Genomic DNA, 16,788 nt, shown 5'->3' on the forward strand with positions numbered 1-16,788 from the left:
AACACAAAACCCCGTACACTAAAGAATCATGCTTTTATACGGCATGTTCCAGCGGAGGGCGATTGAGGTGAGGGCGGAACTGTACCGGAGGCGACTTAACTGGCTGTCGCTCACGCGGAAGTTCTGGCGGAAGTCGATGAAAATGTTGTGCTTCGGCATGAACGTAAGCCGCAGGTCTCCGTAGGAAATAATTGTTTCGCGGCCCTGCGTGATGTAGTTGCCCTTGTCGCGAAAGCGGGTATCGTAGCTCAGCAGCAGGTTGCCGCCGTAGTTGCGGCTCGGCGGGTCGGCCCCGTACCGCATCACGCCAAAAATCCCCGTTACGGTCCAGCGACTGTAGGGCTGGTAGTTGATGATGCCCAGTCCTTCCACAAAATTAGCGCCCAGCGGGTGAGCAAGCGGCTGGTTGTAATGGACATAATTGGTCTGCCCCGAGCGGTGGGCGTAGGTGTAGGGCCGGGCCATGTTGAACTCGCCCTGCACATCCAGATTCGGAATGCCGAACGCATCGATGTATTTCAGCCCGGCCTGAAGGGCAAACTTATTGGTCCAGGAACCTTCGCCCGCGCGGATGTCCTTAATCAGAAATTCGTCCAGCATGAACTGGCCGTAGACCAGAAAATGCCGCAGAAAATTGACCTTGTAATCGATTCCCATCAGGGCGTTGTCGGCGCTGTTCTGGTACGATTCGAGGAAGCGGTAAAGAATGATCGGATTCAGGTAGTTCAGTTCCAGATGGTCGCGGCTGTGCACAACCGCCTCGAACACGCCCACGTTCACATGCCGACCCAGGTTGATGCTGAGGTGGTGCATGGCCGCGTATTTCTTGATAAACGGCTCGGTCGGGTTGACAGGCACCTGCGTATTCTGTAGTTCGGTGTACAGGTTGGTGTACTGGAAACGGCCCAGGCGCGTCGTGAACTTCAGGAACAGGTGCGGGGCGCTGTTGTCCGACAGAAAAAGCGACCGGATGCCGTTGCCGATGAAATTCTTGTCGTGCCCAAACTGAATGTTGATGACCTTCAGGGCGTTGAAGGTGATGTAGCCGCGGGCGGCGATGTAATCGGCTCCCAGAAGTCCGCCGGAACTGTACTCCTTCGCCAGCCCTTCGCCGGGAGCGAGCGTAATGCCCGAGCCCAGCCCGTAGGTGTTGCGGTATTCGTTGTAATAACTGGGAAAAATGGCCTGATTGTCCGAGAGGAAAGTGTAAAAGCCCAGCCGTTTGCGGATGCTTCCCCGGATTTCGATACCCCGTGAGTTCAGAAACGGATTCTGGCGGACGGAAGACGGCTGAAACTCCGAGCGGTTGTTGAGCGTCTCGAAGCCGTAGCCAAACGAAACGGCCGGACTCACGTGAATGTCCACGTCCTCGTTCTCGAAATAGTATAAATCGCTTTTTTTGCGGTAAAGGACTTTGGCCAGCGGGCGGCGGCTGTCGCCGGTTGGGGAGTAATCCAGACCCAGCCGGTTCAGCTGGAAGAAAGCGGGCGAGGCCGAATCGCGGGCGCTGGCCGAAAGCCATTCCCAGCTGTCGTCGCGCAGGTACTGGAGGTTGAAGCGGTCGGCAGTGGAAAGCCGAACGAGCGAATCACCCATCAGGCTGTCTGTCAATTGGATAATCTGGTGACGGTTGTACGGCTTGAACGAACTGTGAAAACCGTCGGCCCAGCGGCCCAGTTTGATTTCATACCGATCAATCAGCCGGTACGAATCCGGATTCAGGGGAACGGTAGGGCTCTGCGCCTTTACCAGCCCTGATAGTGCACAAGTTACGAGTGTTAATACAGTAGAGAAGTTTCTCATACATTCATGTTGTGGACTAATTTACAGAGCTTTAGCTAAGTAAATAGTAACCGAAAATTACATATTCCGTTTGGAATATCTTTCACTGCGGTTAAATTACCGGCAAAAATTGCAATTTCCTCCAAAACGCGGCCCGGTGCTGCCAACCGACTTCATGTTCGTTTTTACCGACCAGCCTTCACTTGCCAATCAGTTTATTGCCGAACTCCGGGATGTATCGCTTCAGAAAGACCGGCTTCGTTTTCGGCGCAATCTGGAACGGCTGGGGGAACTCATGGCTTATGAGATATCAAAAATCTTGCCGCATCAGGTGGTCCGCGTACAAACACCGCTCGGAACGTCCACGACCCAGCTTCTGTTGCAGCAGCCCGTACTGGCCACCATCCTCCGGGCGAGCCTGCCCTTTCATCAGGGCTTTCTGAATTACTTCGATAAAGCCGAAAATGCGTTCATCGGCGCCTACCGGGGGTATCACGCCAACGACGATGAATTTGAAATTGCGATGGATTATATGGCGAGTCCGGACCTGAGCGGGAAGACGGTCATTCTGATGGACCCGATGCTGGCGACGGGGCGGTCGCTGGAGAAGGTGTACCACGCGCTGCTGCGGTACGGCATTCCGGCCCAGACGCATATCGCGGCGGTTATTGCCTCACCCGAAGGCATCCGGTACGTCCGGGAGCAAATGCCGCAGTGCCACCTCTGGCTGGGAGCCATCGACGACCGGCTGGACGAACACTTCTACATTGTGCCCGGCCTGGGCGATGCCGGAGACCTGGCGTTTGGGGAAAAACTTTAAAAGTCGTAAGTCGGTAAGTCGTAAGTGCTCCGCCTCAATCCTGATTTAGCGGAGCGCTTACGACTTACCGACTTACGACTTATTGACTTAATTCAACAATTCGTCAAACGTCAGGCTCACGTAATAGGTGGAGCCGATGGACGGGTTGCCGAAAGCCTGAATGTAGGGCTTGCCGAACAGGTTCGTCGCGCCGAGCTTGACGATGGACTTGAACTTCGTCAGCTTGTAGTTCACCTGCGCGTCGAGGTTGTTGACCGCCGGGACGATGGTGTTGCCATACAGCGGCACGCCCACTTCCGTCGGCTGGCCGAAGCCTTCCCACACAAACTCATCTTGATGGCGGAACGCTACGGCAAAGCCAAAGCTGGAGTTGTTCGTCGGCCGTTTGTTAAACGCCACATTCCAGCGGTACTTCGGCGTGTTGAAGCCGGCCGTCTGCAACTCGGCAGTCGGGGTAAAGTCGTTGAGCTGGTTGTTGGCAAGATTTCCCGAAACCGAATAACCTTTGTTCAGCGCGTAGTTCAGGCCAATCGCCCAGCCGGAAGCGGTAATCCGCTCGCTGCTGTTGACGGGCATGGAGAAAACCCGGCGGGTGTTACCGCTCAAAACTCCTGAAGCTTCAGGCAGACCAACATTCGGAATGGCTGGCCCGGTAGGTTGGATCAGCACAACGGAGCCAATGAAATCCCGGTAGACGCTGTAGTAGTAATAAGCGTCAACGAACAGCCGCTTGTTGATCACGCCCCGATACCCAATTTCATAACTCTGGACTCGTTCGGGGCGGAATTCCTTACGCTGATAGGGGCGAAGGTTGCCGATATTTCCGTTGATCGCCTGGAGTTGAACGAAACCCGGCAGGTTCGCCGTTACCTGGGCCGTTACGTTTTGCTGAATAAGGCCCTGTACCTGTGCGGAGGCCATTTGTGCGGCCACCTGCTGCTGAATGACGGACGGGGCGGCGGAGGCCGGAATCTGTCCGGCAGCAACAGCAGCGTTAACCTGAGTGGTTACCTGGGCGAGTACCTGCTGCTGAATGGCGGCGATAACCTGCGGTTGGACGATGGCAGTCAGAGCCTGTTGCTGCTGCTGCTGAAAGGCCGGATTGGTGGCCTGCGCCGTGATGGCGGCACCCACGGCAGTCACGTCCGTACGCGAGTACGAGTTGGCGAGGTTATACCGTTCCCAGAACTCCGGCAGACCGCCGACGAGCCGGGCCTGGGGCGTTTGGAGGTCAATGTACTGGTTCTGCGTGGTCGGAATCCGGAAACCGGTCTGGTACGAGACCCGGAAGTTGTTTTCTCCGAAGGTGGCTACGGCCGAAACGCGGGGCGTAAACTGGCCTTTGAAGTTCTGGTTCTTATCGTAACGCGTCGAGCCGGTCAGCTTCAGGTGTTCGCCGAAGAACGTCTTGCTCACCTGGAGAAAACCGCCGTATTCCGTAATCCCAATCTGACCGTTACGGCCTTCCACCTGATCGGCGAAAAGCGTTCCTTCCGAGCCGAGCTGGTACTGACGCACATTGGCCCCGATCAGGACATCCGCAAATTTGATCTCGTTTTTGAAGTTGTAAAGCCCCTCGGCATGGTACAGGTTAGACTTGTCGAGGAAGGCACCACCGCCGCGGACAATGGGCGTCGAGCGGGCGTTTTCGTACAAGGTGTTGTAGGCATCGGTGTCGGGCAGCGGCCGTCCCTGGTCCGCTACGCCGCGGGCCGCGAGGTGGGCGGCTTCATCGGACTGAACGGTCGGCCGAGCCTGCAGATAGGCACTCACGTACTGCCCAAACCAGGTCGGGCTTGCTTTCCAGGCTTCGTTCATCGTCACGGCCGTCAGACCCGCGGTGTACGAATCGCCCGAACGTTCCTGCGTGGTGTACCCCCGAACCATGAAGTTGTCGCCGCGGAGTTCGAGTTTCGCCTGGGTCAGGTTGAAGTTGCGCAGCGAGTAGCGCCCGTTGGCGGTGTAAACCGTCGTGCCAAAGCCATAGTTGATCTGGCCGATGGCTTCGATCTTCTCCGTCAGGCGGTAGTGCAGGGCGGCGTTCAGTTTCAGGCTTTTGGTGTTATAGTCCACCAGATCGCGTTCGCGCCAGCCCGTGCGGCTGACGTTCACGTTCGGAATCAGGCCCGCGTTCAGCGCCGTCTGGATGGCGTTGCGCTGTGCCTGCGGCAGGCTGGTATTCGCAATCAGCCCCTGCGCTACAGTCCGCATGTTGGCCTGCGCTTCGTCGCCGTAGACGTTCATGCCGTCGTAATTAACCGGAATGCCGGGACCCCGGTTCGGAGCGTCGGGGTTGTTGGTGCGGTCCGAGGAGTTCAGGTTCGTGTAATCCGTGGCCTGCCAGTCCTGCGCGGCGATGTAGGAGGCATTGAGCTTGAACGCGAACTTGTTGTTGAACGCTTTGGCAAAGCGGATGGACGCGTCGTAGAAGCCCGTCGTGGGCGTTGTCCGATTATCGGCGTGCATAATGCCCGTCTTGACGTTGGCGCTTACGCCCTGGTACAGGAACGGGCTTTTGCTGTTCATCAGAATCAGACCCTGAATGGCGTTGGGGCCGTACAGAGCCGAGGCCGCCCCGGGCAGAATTTCGACACTTTCCACGTCCTGCTCCGGAATGCCCACGATGTTGTCGATCGGGAAGTTGAGGCCGGGAGCCGAATTGTCCATGCCGTCGATGAGCTGCACCGTCCGCGGGTTTCCGGTCGCCCCAAACCCGCGCATGTTGATGGACCGGAAAAGCAGGCCCTGCGTGGCGACGTCGATGCCCTTGAAGTTGGCCAGCGCGCCGAAGAAGTCCGGAGAAGGCGAGTTCTGAATCGCGCGAATGTCCATTTTCTCAACCGTCACGGGCGATTTCAGCACATTTTCTTCCACCCGCGAAGCCGACACCACGACCTCCTGCCCCAGCAGCGCCTGTTCGGCCAGCGTGACGTTGACGGTCGCGTTGGCGCTCGTGACGTTTTCTTCGTGTGTTTGGTAGCCAACCGAGGAGATGACAATGACCAGAGGCGGCGGCGTGGTGGTGGTGAGCGAGAAGTTGCCTTTCGTATCAGTGATGGTACCCGCCAGCTTACCCTTGATCACGATGCTCACACCGGCCAGACCTTCCTTGGTTTCGCCATCCGTAATCCGGCCGGAAATCCGGGTTTGCGCAAAGGCGCTCAGCCCGACCAGCAGGAATAGACACAACGCACATAATCGCTGCGTAAAATACTTATCCATAGGTTACGTACAGATTTTGTAATAGTTAGATTTGGTTACAAATAGACGATTAGGTTCAATATTTACAACTTTTCCTATAAAAAAGAATAATGGTTTTTGAGTCATAGGTTAAGGTATAGCGAGCTTTGTAACCATTGCGTCTATAGACGAATATTAATTCCGAGAAAGGAGACAAATTGGAACGATGCTTGTAGCTTTGGGAAGCAAAACGAGTTTGAATTGTAGCCTCTGGTTGACCAACGAATGAAGCAGACGTATGTAGTTATCATGGCAGGTGGAGTCGGAACGCGGTTCTGGCCCTTCAGCCGCACTTCAAATCCCAAGCAGTTTCATGACGTGCTGGGAACCGGCAAAACCCTTTTGCAGCAAACCGCTGAACGGTTTGACGGTATTTGCACTCCCGACCATATTTATATCGTAACCAGCGCCGAATATAAGGATCTGGTAAAGGAGCAGCTTCCTTTTCTGACGGATGAGCAGATTCTGCTGGAGCCGGTTCGCCGCAATACCGCTCCCTGCATCGGTTATGCCTGTTATAAAATTGCCGCAAAGGACCCGCAGGCCAATATCGTAGTGGCTCCGGCCGACCATATCATCCTGAAAGAAGACGCCTTCCGGGAACGCATCCGGGTCGCCCTGGCGGCCACGGCCGAAGCGGACATCCTCGTGACGCTCGGCATCCAGCCCAGCCGTCCGGATACGGGTTACGGCTACATTCAGTACATGACCGACTCGGAAGGGGAGGTTAAAAAGGTGAAGACTTTTACCGAAAAGCCGCACCTAGAGCTGGCGCAGCAGTTTCTCGACAGCGGTGAGTTTGTCTGGAATGCCGGTATCTTCGTCTGGAATGCCCAGGCCATCCTCCGCGCCTTCGAAAAACACCTGCCCGAAATGGCCGAACTCTTCGAAGAAGGGAACGAACTCTACTATTCCGAAACCGAACAGCCGTTCATCAACCGGGCGTACACCCACTGCCGCAGCATCTCCATCGACAACGGTGTGATGGAAAAAGCGGACAATGTCTACGTCGTGCTCAGCGAATTCGGCTGGTCGGACCTGGGAACCTGGAAATCATTGTACGAAGTGTCGGGCAAAGACCGGAACGAAAACGTGATCGACGGCCGGGTCATGCTCTACGACACGACCAACTGCATCATCAAAACCCCGAAAGAGCGGCTCGTGGTCGTCAATGGACTGGACGGCTATATCGTCGCCGAATACGACAACGTCCTCCTGATCTGCCGCAAAGACGAAGAACAGAAAGTAAAAGACTTCGTCTCCGACGCGAAGGAAAAAGGAACACAGTTTGTTTAATTAAAAGTTAAAAAATAAGAATTAAAAATAAGGCTCCGCTGATTCAGGTATCTGATCCGGCGGAGCCTTATTTTTAATTCTTATTTTTTAACTTTTAACTGAAATGCTGCCACCCCTGCGCTTTGATCGGCGTCTGCTCACCGGCTTTGGTCGCCAGGACGACGCGGGCGGGGTTGTCGGTAAGGTAGCCGATGGCCGTGATGCGGGCGTGATTTTTTAGTTTTTCGTATTCCTGCGGCGGCACCGTAAAGAGGAGTTCGTAGTCTTCTCCGCCGTTGAGGGCGCAGGTGATCGGGCTCAGGTTCAGTTCCCCGGCCGTCAGGTAGGTAACGTCGTCGATGGGCAGGTTTTCATCAAACAGCACCGCGCCGGTTTTCGACTGGTTGCAGAGGTGCAGCACGCCATCGGCGAGGCCGTCCGAGAGGTCGATCATGGCCGTGGGCACGATGCCGAGGTCCTGCAGTTCGTAAACCGTATCCGTCCGGGCTTCCGGACGCAGCTGGCGCTCAAGCAGGTAGGATTTTTCCTCCGGAATTTCGGGCTGCATATTCGGGTTGGCCAGAAACACCTGTTTTTCCCGCTCCAGCAGCTGAAGTCCAAGAAAAGCCGCGCCCAGATCGCCTGTCACGCAGAGCACATCGTTGGGTCTGGCCGTATTGCGGTAAGTGACGCGGTCTTTCGCCACCCGGCCCATCACCGTCACGGAAATCACCAGACCCGCGCGGGAGGAAGTGGTATCGCCCCCAATCAGGTCGATTTTGTAGTCGTTGCAGGCAAGCCGGATGCCGGCATACAGTTCTTCCAGCGCCTCGACCGGAAAGCGGTTGCTCAGGCCCACACTTACCGTAATCTGCGTCGGCAGGCCGTTCATGGCCGCGATGTCCGAAACGTTGACCGACACGGCTTTGTAACCCAGGTGCTTCAGCGGGGCGTACGACAGGTCGAAGTGAACGCCTTCCAGCAGCATATCCGTCGAAACCAGCCAGTAATCGGGGCCGCCCGTGTCGATCACGGCCGCGTCGTCGCCGATGCCGCGGACGGTCTCGGGCCGTTCGGTTGCCAGAAAAGGAGTCGCCAGCCGCTCGATGAGGCCAATTTCGCCGAGCGTATTTAGTTCAGTACGTTGGTTCATGGTTTTCTGAAAAGGCAGCGGCGCGGGGTTTAGTTCCGGGGCGATACCCCGAAAAACTGACAAAGTTCCGGAGCGGCCCGTGCACCGCCGGATCGGCAACGCACCTGACTACTCAGGAACTTTGTCAGTTGGCTGCCGCCCCCGCTTTTCCGTTCGGCTTACGGGTTGGTCAGCGTGTACTTGTTAACGCTGTTGCCGGTCTTCTGGCTGGCGGTCGTGCGGGTGATGATCAGTTCGTTTTCGGAAGCACTGTTGATCGTGAATTCGATCGTGCCGTTGGTGCCGGTCGGCTGCGGAGTCAGGCTTTTCAGCGTGAGCTTGCTGTCCGTCACTTCATACTGACCGGTGAAGGTGTTGCCGTCAAATTCCTTGTAGGTGACGCTCGGGGGGCTGGCCAGGTTGAGCTGAAACTGGGAGTAGCCCGGCCGCACGTTCGTCTGGCCTCCTTTGGTGTATACCGTCGATGTTCCCTCTTCCACCTTCTGGGCGGTCCAGTTTTTGGCAATAATTTCTGAGATAGGCTTGGATTCCTTTTTGCAACCCGTCACCATCAGCAGGGTCGTCAGTACGGCCATCAGGCCAACGAAAGCAGTGCGTTTCATGAGTTATTTCTGGCGATAAATTCTTCTGTTAAATACGGATCAGACGTAAAATCCGGAATAATCCGATAAGCGAACAGACGGATAAAGTTACCGAATTTTTTCTCAAGTTAGGTAAACGATTTAATTTCCGGTCAATTTTGTGCGCCGCCCGTCAGAACAGGTGGCCCAAGCGAAGATTTGGCCATTTGAAATGAATCCGAATTTATTAAAAGGGTTTACAAAGTCGCAGCTCGCCCTGCGCAACGGGCAGGACCGCGAAGAAATCTGGTGCGCTTTTGAAGGGCTGATCTACGACGTATCCCAAAGCCGCCTCTGGCGACACGGCAAACATTACGAACACTGGGCCGGGCAGGACCTGACCGACGAACTGGCGGATGCACCCCACACCCGGCAGGTTTTCAGCCGCTTCCCGGTGGTGGGAAGGCTGACGAATTAGGGGTTAAAGTTTATGGTTTATAGTTTAGGGTTGCTCCGCAGTGCTCAAAGTAGCGGAGCAACCCTAAACTATAAACCATAAACTTTAACCCTATGAACAAACTAAAAAGAACATGATACTCATCGCAGATAGCGGGGCCACCAAGACGGAGTGGCGCACCATCACCACCGACGGGCAGATCGGACAGGCCCGGACCGTGGGAATCAGTCCGTATTACCAGACAGACGAAGCCATCGCGGCGGAACTGCGGCAGAACCTGCTGCCCGCTCTCAGCGGGACGGTGACCGAAATTCATTACTACGGCACGGGCTGCTCGGGTCCGGAACCCATCGCCACCGTGGAGCGGGCGCTGCGAGCCGTGTTTCCCGAGGCGGACAAGGTACGCGTGGGCAGCGACCTGCTCGGGGCGGCCCGGGCGCTCTGCGGCAAAGAACCCGGCATTGCCTGCATCTTGGGAACGGGCTCCCACGCCTGCCTCTACGACGGCCACGACATTGCGCAGCCCGCCGTTTCGCTGGGCTTCTGGCTCGGCGACGAAGGCAGCGGCGGCTACCTCGGCAAAACGCTGATGGTGCATTACCTGCGCGGCGAACTGCCAGCCGATCTGGCCGAAAAGTTCAGCCGCCGCTACAACAGCCCCGACCGGCTGACGGTGCTGGACCATGCCTACAAGCAGCCTTATCCCAACCGTTATTTTGCGTCTTTCTCCAAATTTCTGTTCGATAACCGGTCGCACCCGTTCGCTTATCAGCTGGTGTACGAGGCCTTCGGTCTCTTTGTGGATAAATACGTCCGGACGTTTCCCGGTCACCAAAATCTTCCCGTCCATTTTGTCGGCTCGGTGGCTTTCTACTACAGCGACATTCTCCGGCGCGTGGTCAGCGACAAAGGGCTGACCCCCGCCCGGATTCTGGAAAACCCGATTGCCGGGCTGGCCCTGTATCATCAATAGCTTTTCAAACCGAAAAACCCCGAAAGCGCTGACTTTCGGGGTTTTTCGTATCACGTCCACGTCTTAATCTTTGACGATTTTAATCCACCGGAGGCTTTCTCCGGCCGCCCCGGCCTGACGGACGTGCAGGAAGTACAGGCCCGGCGTCAGGGCGAATGGACCCAGATCGACCTGCACCTGCTGGCCGTCCTGGCGGAGCAGGTGCGTCGGCACAGGCTGTTCGTTTCCGGTAGCGGAAATGAGGCTGAAGCGGAGACTTTCGGTTGCTACCTGCTGGGGCAGTTTGACCGTCAGCAGATTCCGCACCGGCATCGGCCAGGCTTTCCACGTGTCGAAGGTCGTTTCGGGCCGGGGGCGGTCCCGGACGCTGGCTAGCCGGCCGCTCAGGTTATTGATGCTGAACGTAATCGTCTGGCCGGCCATTTGGACGCCTGTGCCGTTCTCACCCGTGAAAGCCGCCACTTTCAGCGTATAAGTCCCCGTCTTCAGCTGCAGACCTTCGGGGCCGGCGAGGGTGAACGGGGCCGTGCTGCTCGTGCGACGGATGTTGAGCGGGCCGCTGAGGTCCAGCACCACGCTGCCCAGGGTCGCCGGGGAGGTGCAGACGAAATTGACAACCGATGGCAGGCTCCCGATTCGGATGTCGTCACCGTTTTTCAGCGTTTGAATAGGGGTCAGCGACGCATTGTTCTGCACCAGAGCCAGCTGAATCTCGGGACTTTCCTCCACCCGCAGGAGGAAGGTCAGCGTCATGGCACCTTCCTGAGGCGGGCGAATTCGGACCTGGCTGATGCCGATCAGTTCCGGCGTGCCGCTGATGGTGCGGGCCAGGCCGTTGTACGACAGCCCTGCCGGTAAACCCGTTACGTCGAGGGTTGCCGTTTGTCCGTTAACGGAAGTATACAGCACGTCCGGCAGCCGATAGGAATACAACTGCCCTTTGTAAATGGTCTGGTCTGGAATCAGGATGCCGCCGGTACAGGTGTATTGTTTCGGCGAATCGTGAAGATGCCGGCTGCTGCCCGCATAGCGGACCTCTATCGTGTAATTACCCGCGCTCCGGTAAGCCGCCGGAAGGAGGTACACAAACCCGTGCAGCCCGTTGTCGCCGAGCGCCGCCCCGACATCCGGGCGCGACTGGTTGGCGAGTACCTTGCTGACAAACTGCCCGTTGATGTACACGTCCACCTGAATGGACTCGTTCGGTCGCGACCGGTCGGCGGCCCAGCCCTGGATGTATCCGCATTCGGCTATGTCCAGATGACCATCCGGCTGTCCATAATTCTGCTGCTCCTGTACCGTGAGGTCAAAACGGGTTGCGACGCTGGCGCCCCGGTCGTCGGTCGCCTGTACCGTCACGGTGCTGGTGCCTGCGGCCACGGGCGTACCGGAGATGACCCGGGTCGTGGCGTTGTAGGTCAGTCCGGCGGGCAGCCCCGTTGCTTCAATCAGGACAATACGCCCGTCTCCCTCGTAGAACGTTCCGCCCGGAATGGTGAAGGAATAGGGCAGTGCCAGCGTAGCCATCTGCGGCGGAATCGGCTGACTGACCACGGGCGGCTGGTTAATGGGCGAAGGAGGCGCCGTACAGGTGTACTGCCGCGGGCTGTCGTTCAACTGCGTCTCGCTCCCGGCGTATCGGGCGACCACGACATGATTGCCCGACGTTTGATAGGCCGGTGGCGTCGGGAGCAGGAACCCATGCAGGCCATTGTCGTTGAGCGCCCTGCCTACGTCCGGCCGCGCCAGATTGGCCAGAACCGTGGCTACCAGTCGTCCGTCGATGTAAATATCAACGCTGATCGGCTCGTTGAGGCGGCCCTGGTCGGCGGCCCAGCCGCGAATCTGGGTGCAGGTGGCTTCGTCGAGGTGCCCGTTGGGAGACTGGTAACTGACCGGCGGACGTCCGGGATTAACCGTGAACAAAAACGTAGTGACCACCGTCTCGCCATCGTTGTCGGTTGCCGTAACGGTAATGGTGCTGCTGCCTGGACTCGTCGGCGTGCCGCTGATCTGTCGCGAGGCGGCGTTGTACGAAAGCCCATCGGGCAGGCCGCCGACCTGCACGGAAGCAATGGAACCGTCGGGGTCCGAAAAAATCTCGTCCGGAATCCGGTAACTGTACGTCTGCCCGACGGTGGCCGTCTGGCTCGGGATGACCGACGCTACAATCGGCCGCTGGTTCGTATTGACAACAAACGGGAACGTCGTCGTGACAACGGCTCCTTTGTTGTCGGTGGCCCTGGCCGTTACCGTTATCCGTCCGGCAGTCGTGGGAACACCACTCATGACGCGGGTTGTCGGATTGAACGAGATTCCGGGCGGCAGGCCAATCATTTCTATCAGGACGATCGTACCGTCAGGGTCCGTGAACGTATTGGCCGCCAGCGTGTAACTGTACGGCCTCCCAACCCGGGCGGCCTGAGCCGGAATAGAGTTGGTCACGACCGGGGCTTGGTTCGTGGTACAGCTTGAGGTCCACGACATCGACACTTCCCGGCCGCTTTGCCGGGCGCGCAGGGTAAACGTAGTACCGTTGCGCAGCCAGGGGTCCAGGTAATGGACGGGGTTGGGAGTCCAGGCGGTAATGCCAACGGCGGAGTACTCAATCAGTGAGCCGTCGCCGCCCACGGTCTGAAACTGAAGCCGCCCGTCCGTACAAGTGTAAATCGGCTCAATGAGCTGGAGCGGCGGCGCGGGCAGCGGCGGCGGAACCGGTGCGGGAGCCTGGCTGACGGTCAGCGTAGTGGTCGTCGAAACGGTCGCGCCCTGATTGTCCGTCGCGCTGACGGTCAGGGTGCTGGTGCCCGGCGAGGTAGCCGTACCGGAAATCACCCGGGAGGCCGCAGCGTAGGTGATTCCGGTCGGCAGGCCCGAAACGGACACGGAAGCAACGCTTCCGTCCGGGTCGGAGAACGTATTGGCCGAAATCGTGTAACTGAACGCCTGACCAGCCGTGGCGGTCAGGGACGGTATCGGCTGATTGACCACCGGCGGCTGGTTGACCGGCGGCGGTGGGGGCGGCGGTGGCGGGGCGGCGACGGCATTGATGGTCAGCGTAAACTGCGTCTGGGCGGCGGCTCCCCGGTTATCGATGGCCTGCACCGTGATGCGGGTGCTGCCCGCGGCCGAAGGCGTTCCGGAAAGGGTGCTTCCGTTGGCCGAAATCCCGTTGAAAGGAAGTCCGCCGGTGACGGAAAGCTGGGCGATGTAGCCGTCCGGGTCGTTGAAGGTGGAAGCCGGAATGGTGTACGTGAACGGTTGGCCCACCGTGGCGGTCTGGTCCGGAATCGGTACGGTCACCACTGGCGTCTGGTTCGGATTGGCCAGCAGGTCTTCGTCCAGCACAATCTGGACGGGCTGGCGTCCGGCCTGATTGTACAGCCGGCTCCATTCGCCCTGAATCGAGGCATCCGACGAGCCGTAGCGCAGAATCGTTGACAATTTATACGTCATGGAAACGGTCGGCTGAATCTGCGGAACCGGCTGACTGAGCAGGTTGCGCTGCCGGACCTGGGCCATGAGCTGGTTGAAAAGCTGGGTCTGGCTCTGGCTGTTGAAGTTCGCCATCACGATGATGTTGGCGCCGTGGGCAAAACTGGCCTCGATCTGCTCCATGCGTTCTTCGATGGGCACATTGGCGCTGCCGTCCACCTCGTTGGAGACGTGAGCCCCCGGCCGCAGGTTGCTCCGGAGCACGTCCATCGAAAAATAGTGATTGTAGGCCGTATCGTCGTTGACCTTGACGCCGTCCGCATTCTGGGCGAGGTCCCTGAAGGCCAGCGTGCCGCGTAACGGACTGAGCGGGTCCCATACCGAACCGTGCTGGTTCATCACCCGGATGGCACTGTTGATGTTTTTGATGATGCGGGTGGTTTCCTCAAAATAGCGCTTGAGCATCAGGTGCCGGAAAATGTACCAGTCTTCGCCCCACTGGTTCCGGAAGGTATCGTAGGCAGACCACGACGGAACGGGCGCCGGCTGTACGGCCGCCCAGGAACTGAAGTCCGTATTCCAGCGCCGGTTCAGTTCCGAGAGGGTAAAGCGACCCTGCAGCCATTGCCGGAAACCGGCTTTCATCGGCTCGCTGTAATCGTAGACCGTGGTGGTGCTTTGCCCGGTCGCCAGGTCCTGAAGGGCAAAGGAATATTCGCCTTCCAGAATAGGCGAGGAGATGACCGACATAAACAGCAGCCGGTTTTCCTGCTGCAGGTATTGATAGCGCTCCGTGCACTGCCGGACAAAATCCTTGGCCAGGTCCAGCGTTGGCTGGTGGGCAAAGCTGAAGTGCGTGCCCCGCGAATACAGCATCGGCTGCCCGTTGCCGGCCCGCATCACTTCCCCGTCCGTCCAGAAGTCGGAGACCTTGTCGTACTCCCGGGCGGTCAGGATGCGTATGCCGATTTTGAGATTCAGCTCGCGGGCCCGCTGGATGTGTGCGTCGATGATGCTCCAGTTGGGAGCGCTGTTTCGGGAGGCGTAGATTTTATCCCAATGAATACAGATTTCAACAAAGTTGGCTCCCTGCTGGAAAGAGTTGTTTATGCGCTCAATTCCCACCGCGGCCTGGTCTTCAAAATTGTATACCACAATTCCAATGTACCGCTGCCGGTCCTCGGTCGTCAATGAACGGGGCCGGACAGCATCCGCCAGGTGAGAGCTTCTCCCGGTTCCTGACGCCAGATGGGTGAACAGAGCACATAACAGCCAGATGCAGGTGTGGATGATCCGGCTATTTTTAAGCAAAGTTCGCATAGAGGGTAAGATTAATGAGGGATTTGTTTGGCGAAAAAAAAGTGTTACATACAGATTGGACGTTTGAGGAAAACTTTTCAGGTTGTCAATGGCGTACAGGACAAAGCAGCAGACCGAACGAAGCCGTAAGGCGTTCTTATTCAGTTCAATTTTTTCGGCGAAATAGTCTGCTGTCAAGCGCTGTAACCACTAGTTATATAGTTGGCAAAAATCATTCCATCAGATGATCAGATTAGTTTTCTGAAGGAAAGTAACGCGTCCCGCCAGCGCGCGGTGAAGAACCGGGATTTACCAAAAAGAAGCAAAGACGCGCCAGATTGCCTTATTTGTCGCTAAGACCGGTCGGCATGGTGACAAAGAATAGGGGTGAATGAAGGGCACCAGAGTCGTTTATCAAAAATTATGCGAGAGGCGAAACCGAACTGGCGACCGCCGGGCCGGGCGATTCCGGAGCCTGCCGAGCCGCCCCGGCAAACCCGAAGCGGGTACAATTTGTTAGAAGTACGTCCGGAGTTCTGCTGTATATTGCGCGCGCCTTTATTACTGACTCCGGCGAGGCATCCTTTAAAACCCGATTGTGCTGATCTGAGCTGCTTATCCGCCGCTGTTTACCCCATTTATTATGGCAACTCGTTATTACCTGAAAGTTAAAGAAGTGGTGCGGGAAACGCCCGATGCCGTAACCATTCACTTCTGGCACCCATTAAGCGAAACCGTCCGGTATCAGCCCGGGCAGTTTCTGACCTTTATTCTGACGCTGAACGGACAGAAAATCCGCCGCTCCTATTCCATGTCCAGCTCGCCGCACACGGACGCTTCGCCCGCCGTGACGGTCAAGCAACTGCCGGGCGGACTGGCTTCCGGGTATCTGTGTACTTCGATAAAACCCGGCGATGTGCTCGAAACGCTCGAACCCATGGGGACGTTTACGGCCGGAGCTTCCGCCGAGAACCGCCGCCGCACCATCCTGATCGGAGCGGGCAGCGGCATCACGCCGCTGATTTCGATTGCCAAATCCATCCTGCACCTGGAACCGCAAAGCGACATCTGGCTGCTGTACGGCAACCGCAACGCCGCTTCCATTATTTTCCGGAAACAACTGGCCGAACTGGAACAGAAGTACGCCGGTCGCCTGAAAGTCACCCATATCCTGAGCCAGCCCGAAGACGGCTGGGACGGTCTGCACGGCCGCCTGAACCAGTCGATGCTGCTCAAACTGCTGGAAAACCGGCCCGCCGACGAGCTGAGCAGGGCTTCGTTTTTCCTCTGCGGTCCAGAAGGCATGATGGAAGAGGCCCGCGGCGCGCTCCGACTGCTGGGCATTCCCGAGAAGAACGTTCACCGGGAGAGCTTTGCTACGGCCCCGCCCGAAGCGCACGGCGAAGTGACGGAAAACGAAACCGAAAATGCCTCCGGAGCGCAGGATGTAACGATTCTATACGAAGGCAGTGAGTACAAAATTCCCGTGGAGCCGCACCAGACCATCCTGGAGGCCGCCCTCGAACTGGATATTGACCTGCCTTATTCCTGCCAGGCGGGCATGTGCACCGCCTGCCTGGGCAGGTGCGTGTCCGGCAAAGTCAAGCTGGATGAAGAAGACGGCCTGTCCGAATCGGAACTGAACGCCGGGTATATCCTCACCTGCGTGGCCCACCCGCTGACCCGGGATGTGATTATCGAAATTGAATAACCGTTTTCTGTTTTCTGTTTTCCGTTGCTTCGCTGGATGGGTTCTGCCAGCTGGCGAAGCAACAGACAACAGAAAACAGAAAA

At 57.6% G+C, this 16,788-nt stretch carries 10 protein-coding genes; 5 read left to right on the forward strand and 5 right to left on the reverse strand.

Annotation, left to right across the window (positions count from 1 at the left end; genetic code table 11):
* Positions 1 to 18: 18 nt before the first annotated feature.
* The gene (locus ORG26_RS13895) at positions 19 to 1,803 is read right to left on the reverse strand and encodes a hypothetical protein (RefSeq protein WP_266362733.1); all 1,785 of its coding nucleotides are present in this window, start codon (positions 1,801 to 1,803) and stop codon (positions 19 to 21) included.
* A 154-nt stretch (positions 1,804 to 1,957) separates the two neighbouring features.
* Here ORG26_RS13895 and upp point away from each other — a divergent pair, with 154 nt between their 5' ends.
* Positions 1,958 to 2,602, forward strand: coding sequence for a uracil phosphoribosyltransferase (gene upp / locus ORG26_RS13900; protein WP_266362735.1), 645 nt, complete (start codon positions 1,958 to 1,960; stop codon positions 2,600 to 2,602).
* A gap of 87 nt (positions 2,603 to 2,689) precedes the next feature.
* On the opposite strand, the gene ORG26_RS13905 is transcribed toward upp, so the two are convergent.
* On the reverse strand, positions 2,690 to 5,824 hold the full coding sequence (locus tag ORG26_RS13905) for a carboxypeptidase-like regulatory domain-containing protein (RefSeq protein WP_266362737.1): 3,135 nt from the start codon (positions 5,822 to 5,824) through the stop codon (positions 2,690 to 2,692).
* A 243-nt stretch (positions 5,825 to 6,067) separates the two neighbouring features.
* Here ORG26_RS13905 and ORG26_RS13910 point away from each other — a divergent pair, with 243 nt between their 5' ends.
* Positions 6,068 to 7,138, forward strand: coding sequence for a mannose-1-phosphate guanylyltransferase (locus ORG26_RS13910; RefSeq protein WP_266362739.1), 1,071 nt, complete (start codon positions 6,068 to 6,070; stop codon positions 7,136 to 7,138).
* A gap of 94 nt (positions 7,139 to 7,232) precedes the next feature.
* Here the strand turns inward: ORG26_RS13910 and thiL are convergent, their stop codons facing one another.
* Both thiL and ORG26_RS13920 read right to left on the reverse strand, forming a co-directional pair.
* On the reverse strand, positions 7,233 to 8,270 hold the full coding sequence (gene thiL / locus ORG26_RS13915; RefSeq protein ID WP_266362741.1) for a thiamine-phosphate kinase: 1,038 nt from the start codon (positions 8,268 to 8,270) through the stop codon (positions 7,233 to 7,235).
* Positions 8,271 to 8,428: 158 nt separating this feature from the next.
* Complete coding sequence (locus tag ORG26_RS13920; protein ID WP_266362743.1) at positions 8,429 to 8,872, reverse strand: hypothetical protein; 444 nt, start codon at positions 8,870 to 8,872, stop codon at positions 8,429 to 8,431.
* A gap of 190 nt (positions 8,873 to 9,062) precedes the next feature.
* On the opposite strand from ORG26_RS13920, the gene ORG26_RS13925 reads away from it, so the two are divergent.
* Entirely contained in the window at positions 9,063 to 9,308 is a 246-nt protein-coding gene (locus tag ORG26_RS13925) for a cytochrome b5 domain-containing protein (RefSeq protein WP_266362745.1), read from the forward strand.
* A 112-nt stretch (positions 9,309 to 9,420) separates the two neighbouring features.
* On the forward strand, positions 9,421 to 10,260 hold the full coding sequence (locus ORG26_RS13930; RefSeq protein WP_266362747.1) for an N-acetylglucosamine kinase: 840 nt from the start codon (positions 9,421 to 9,423) through the stop codon (positions 10,258 to 10,260).
* A 63-nt stretch (positions 10,261 to 10,323) separates the two neighbouring features.
* Here ORG26_RS13930 and ORG26_RS13935 read toward each other — a convergent pair whose 3' ends face one another.
* Entirely contained in the window at positions 10,324 to 15,015 is a 4,692-nt protein-coding gene (locus ORG26_RS13935; RefSeq protein ID WP_266362749.1) for a putative Ig domain-containing protein, read from the reverse strand.
* A gap of 622 nt (positions 15,016 to 15,637) precedes the next feature.
* On the opposite strand from ORG26_RS13935, the gene ORG26_RS13940 reads away from it, so the two are divergent.
* On the forward strand, positions 15,638 to 16,705 hold the full coding sequence (locus ORG26_RS13940) for a ferredoxin--NADP reductase (RefSeq protein ID WP_266362751.1): 1,068 nt from the start codon (positions 15,638 to 15,640) through the stop codon (positions 16,703 to 16,705).
* The last annotated feature ends 83 nt before the right edge of the window (positions 16,706 to 16,788 follow it).

The organism is Tellurirhabdus rosea (assembly GCF_026278345.1).
Taxonomy (GTDB): domain Bacteria; phylum Bacteroidota; class Bacteroidia; order Cytophagales; family Spirosomataceae; genus Tellurirhabdus; species Tellurirhabdus rosea.

Excerpts from the sequence above, each read along its gene's own strand:
- ORG26_RS13895 (WP_266362733.1), bottom strand. The coding sequence starts at position 1,803 with ATGAGAAACTTCTCTACTGTATTAACACTCGTAACTTGTGCACTATCA.
- upp (WP_266362735.1), top strand. The coding sequence starts at position 1,958 with ATGTTCGTTTTTACCGACCAGCCTTCACTTGCCAATCAGTTTATTGCC.
- ORG26_RS13905 (WP_266362737.1), bottom strand. The coding sequence starts at position 5,824 with ATGGATAAGTATTTTACGCAGCGATTATGTGCGTTGTGTCTATTCCTG.
- ORG26_RS13910 (WP_266362739.1), top strand. The coding sequence starts at position 6,068 with ATGAAGCAGACGTATGTAGTTATCATGGCAGGTGGAGTCGGAACGCGG.
- thiL (WP_266362741.1), bottom strand. The coding sequence starts at position 8,270 with ATGAACCAACGTACTGAACTAAATACGCTCGGCGAAATTGGCCTCATC.
- ORG26_RS13920 (WP_266362743.1), bottom strand. The coding sequence starts at position 8,872 with ATGAAACGCACTGCTTTCGTTGGCCTGATGGCCGTACTGACGACCCTG.
- ORG26_RS13925 (WP_266362745.1), top strand. The coding sequence starts at position 9,063 with ATGAATCCGAATTTATTAAAAGGGTTTACAAAGTCGCAGCTCGCCCTG.
- ORG26_RS13930 (WP_266362747.1), top strand. The coding sequence starts at position 9,421 with ATGATACTCATCGCAGATAGCGGGGCCACCAAGACGGAGTGGCGCACC.
- ORG26_RS13935 (WP_266362749.1), bottom strand. The coding sequence starts at position 15,015 with ATGCGAACTTTGCTTAAAAATAGCCGGATCATCCACACCTGCATCTGG.
- ORG26_RS13940 (WP_266362751.1), top strand. The coding sequence starts at position 15,638 with ATGGCAACTCGTTATTACCTGAAAGTTAAAGAAGTGGTGCGGGAAACG.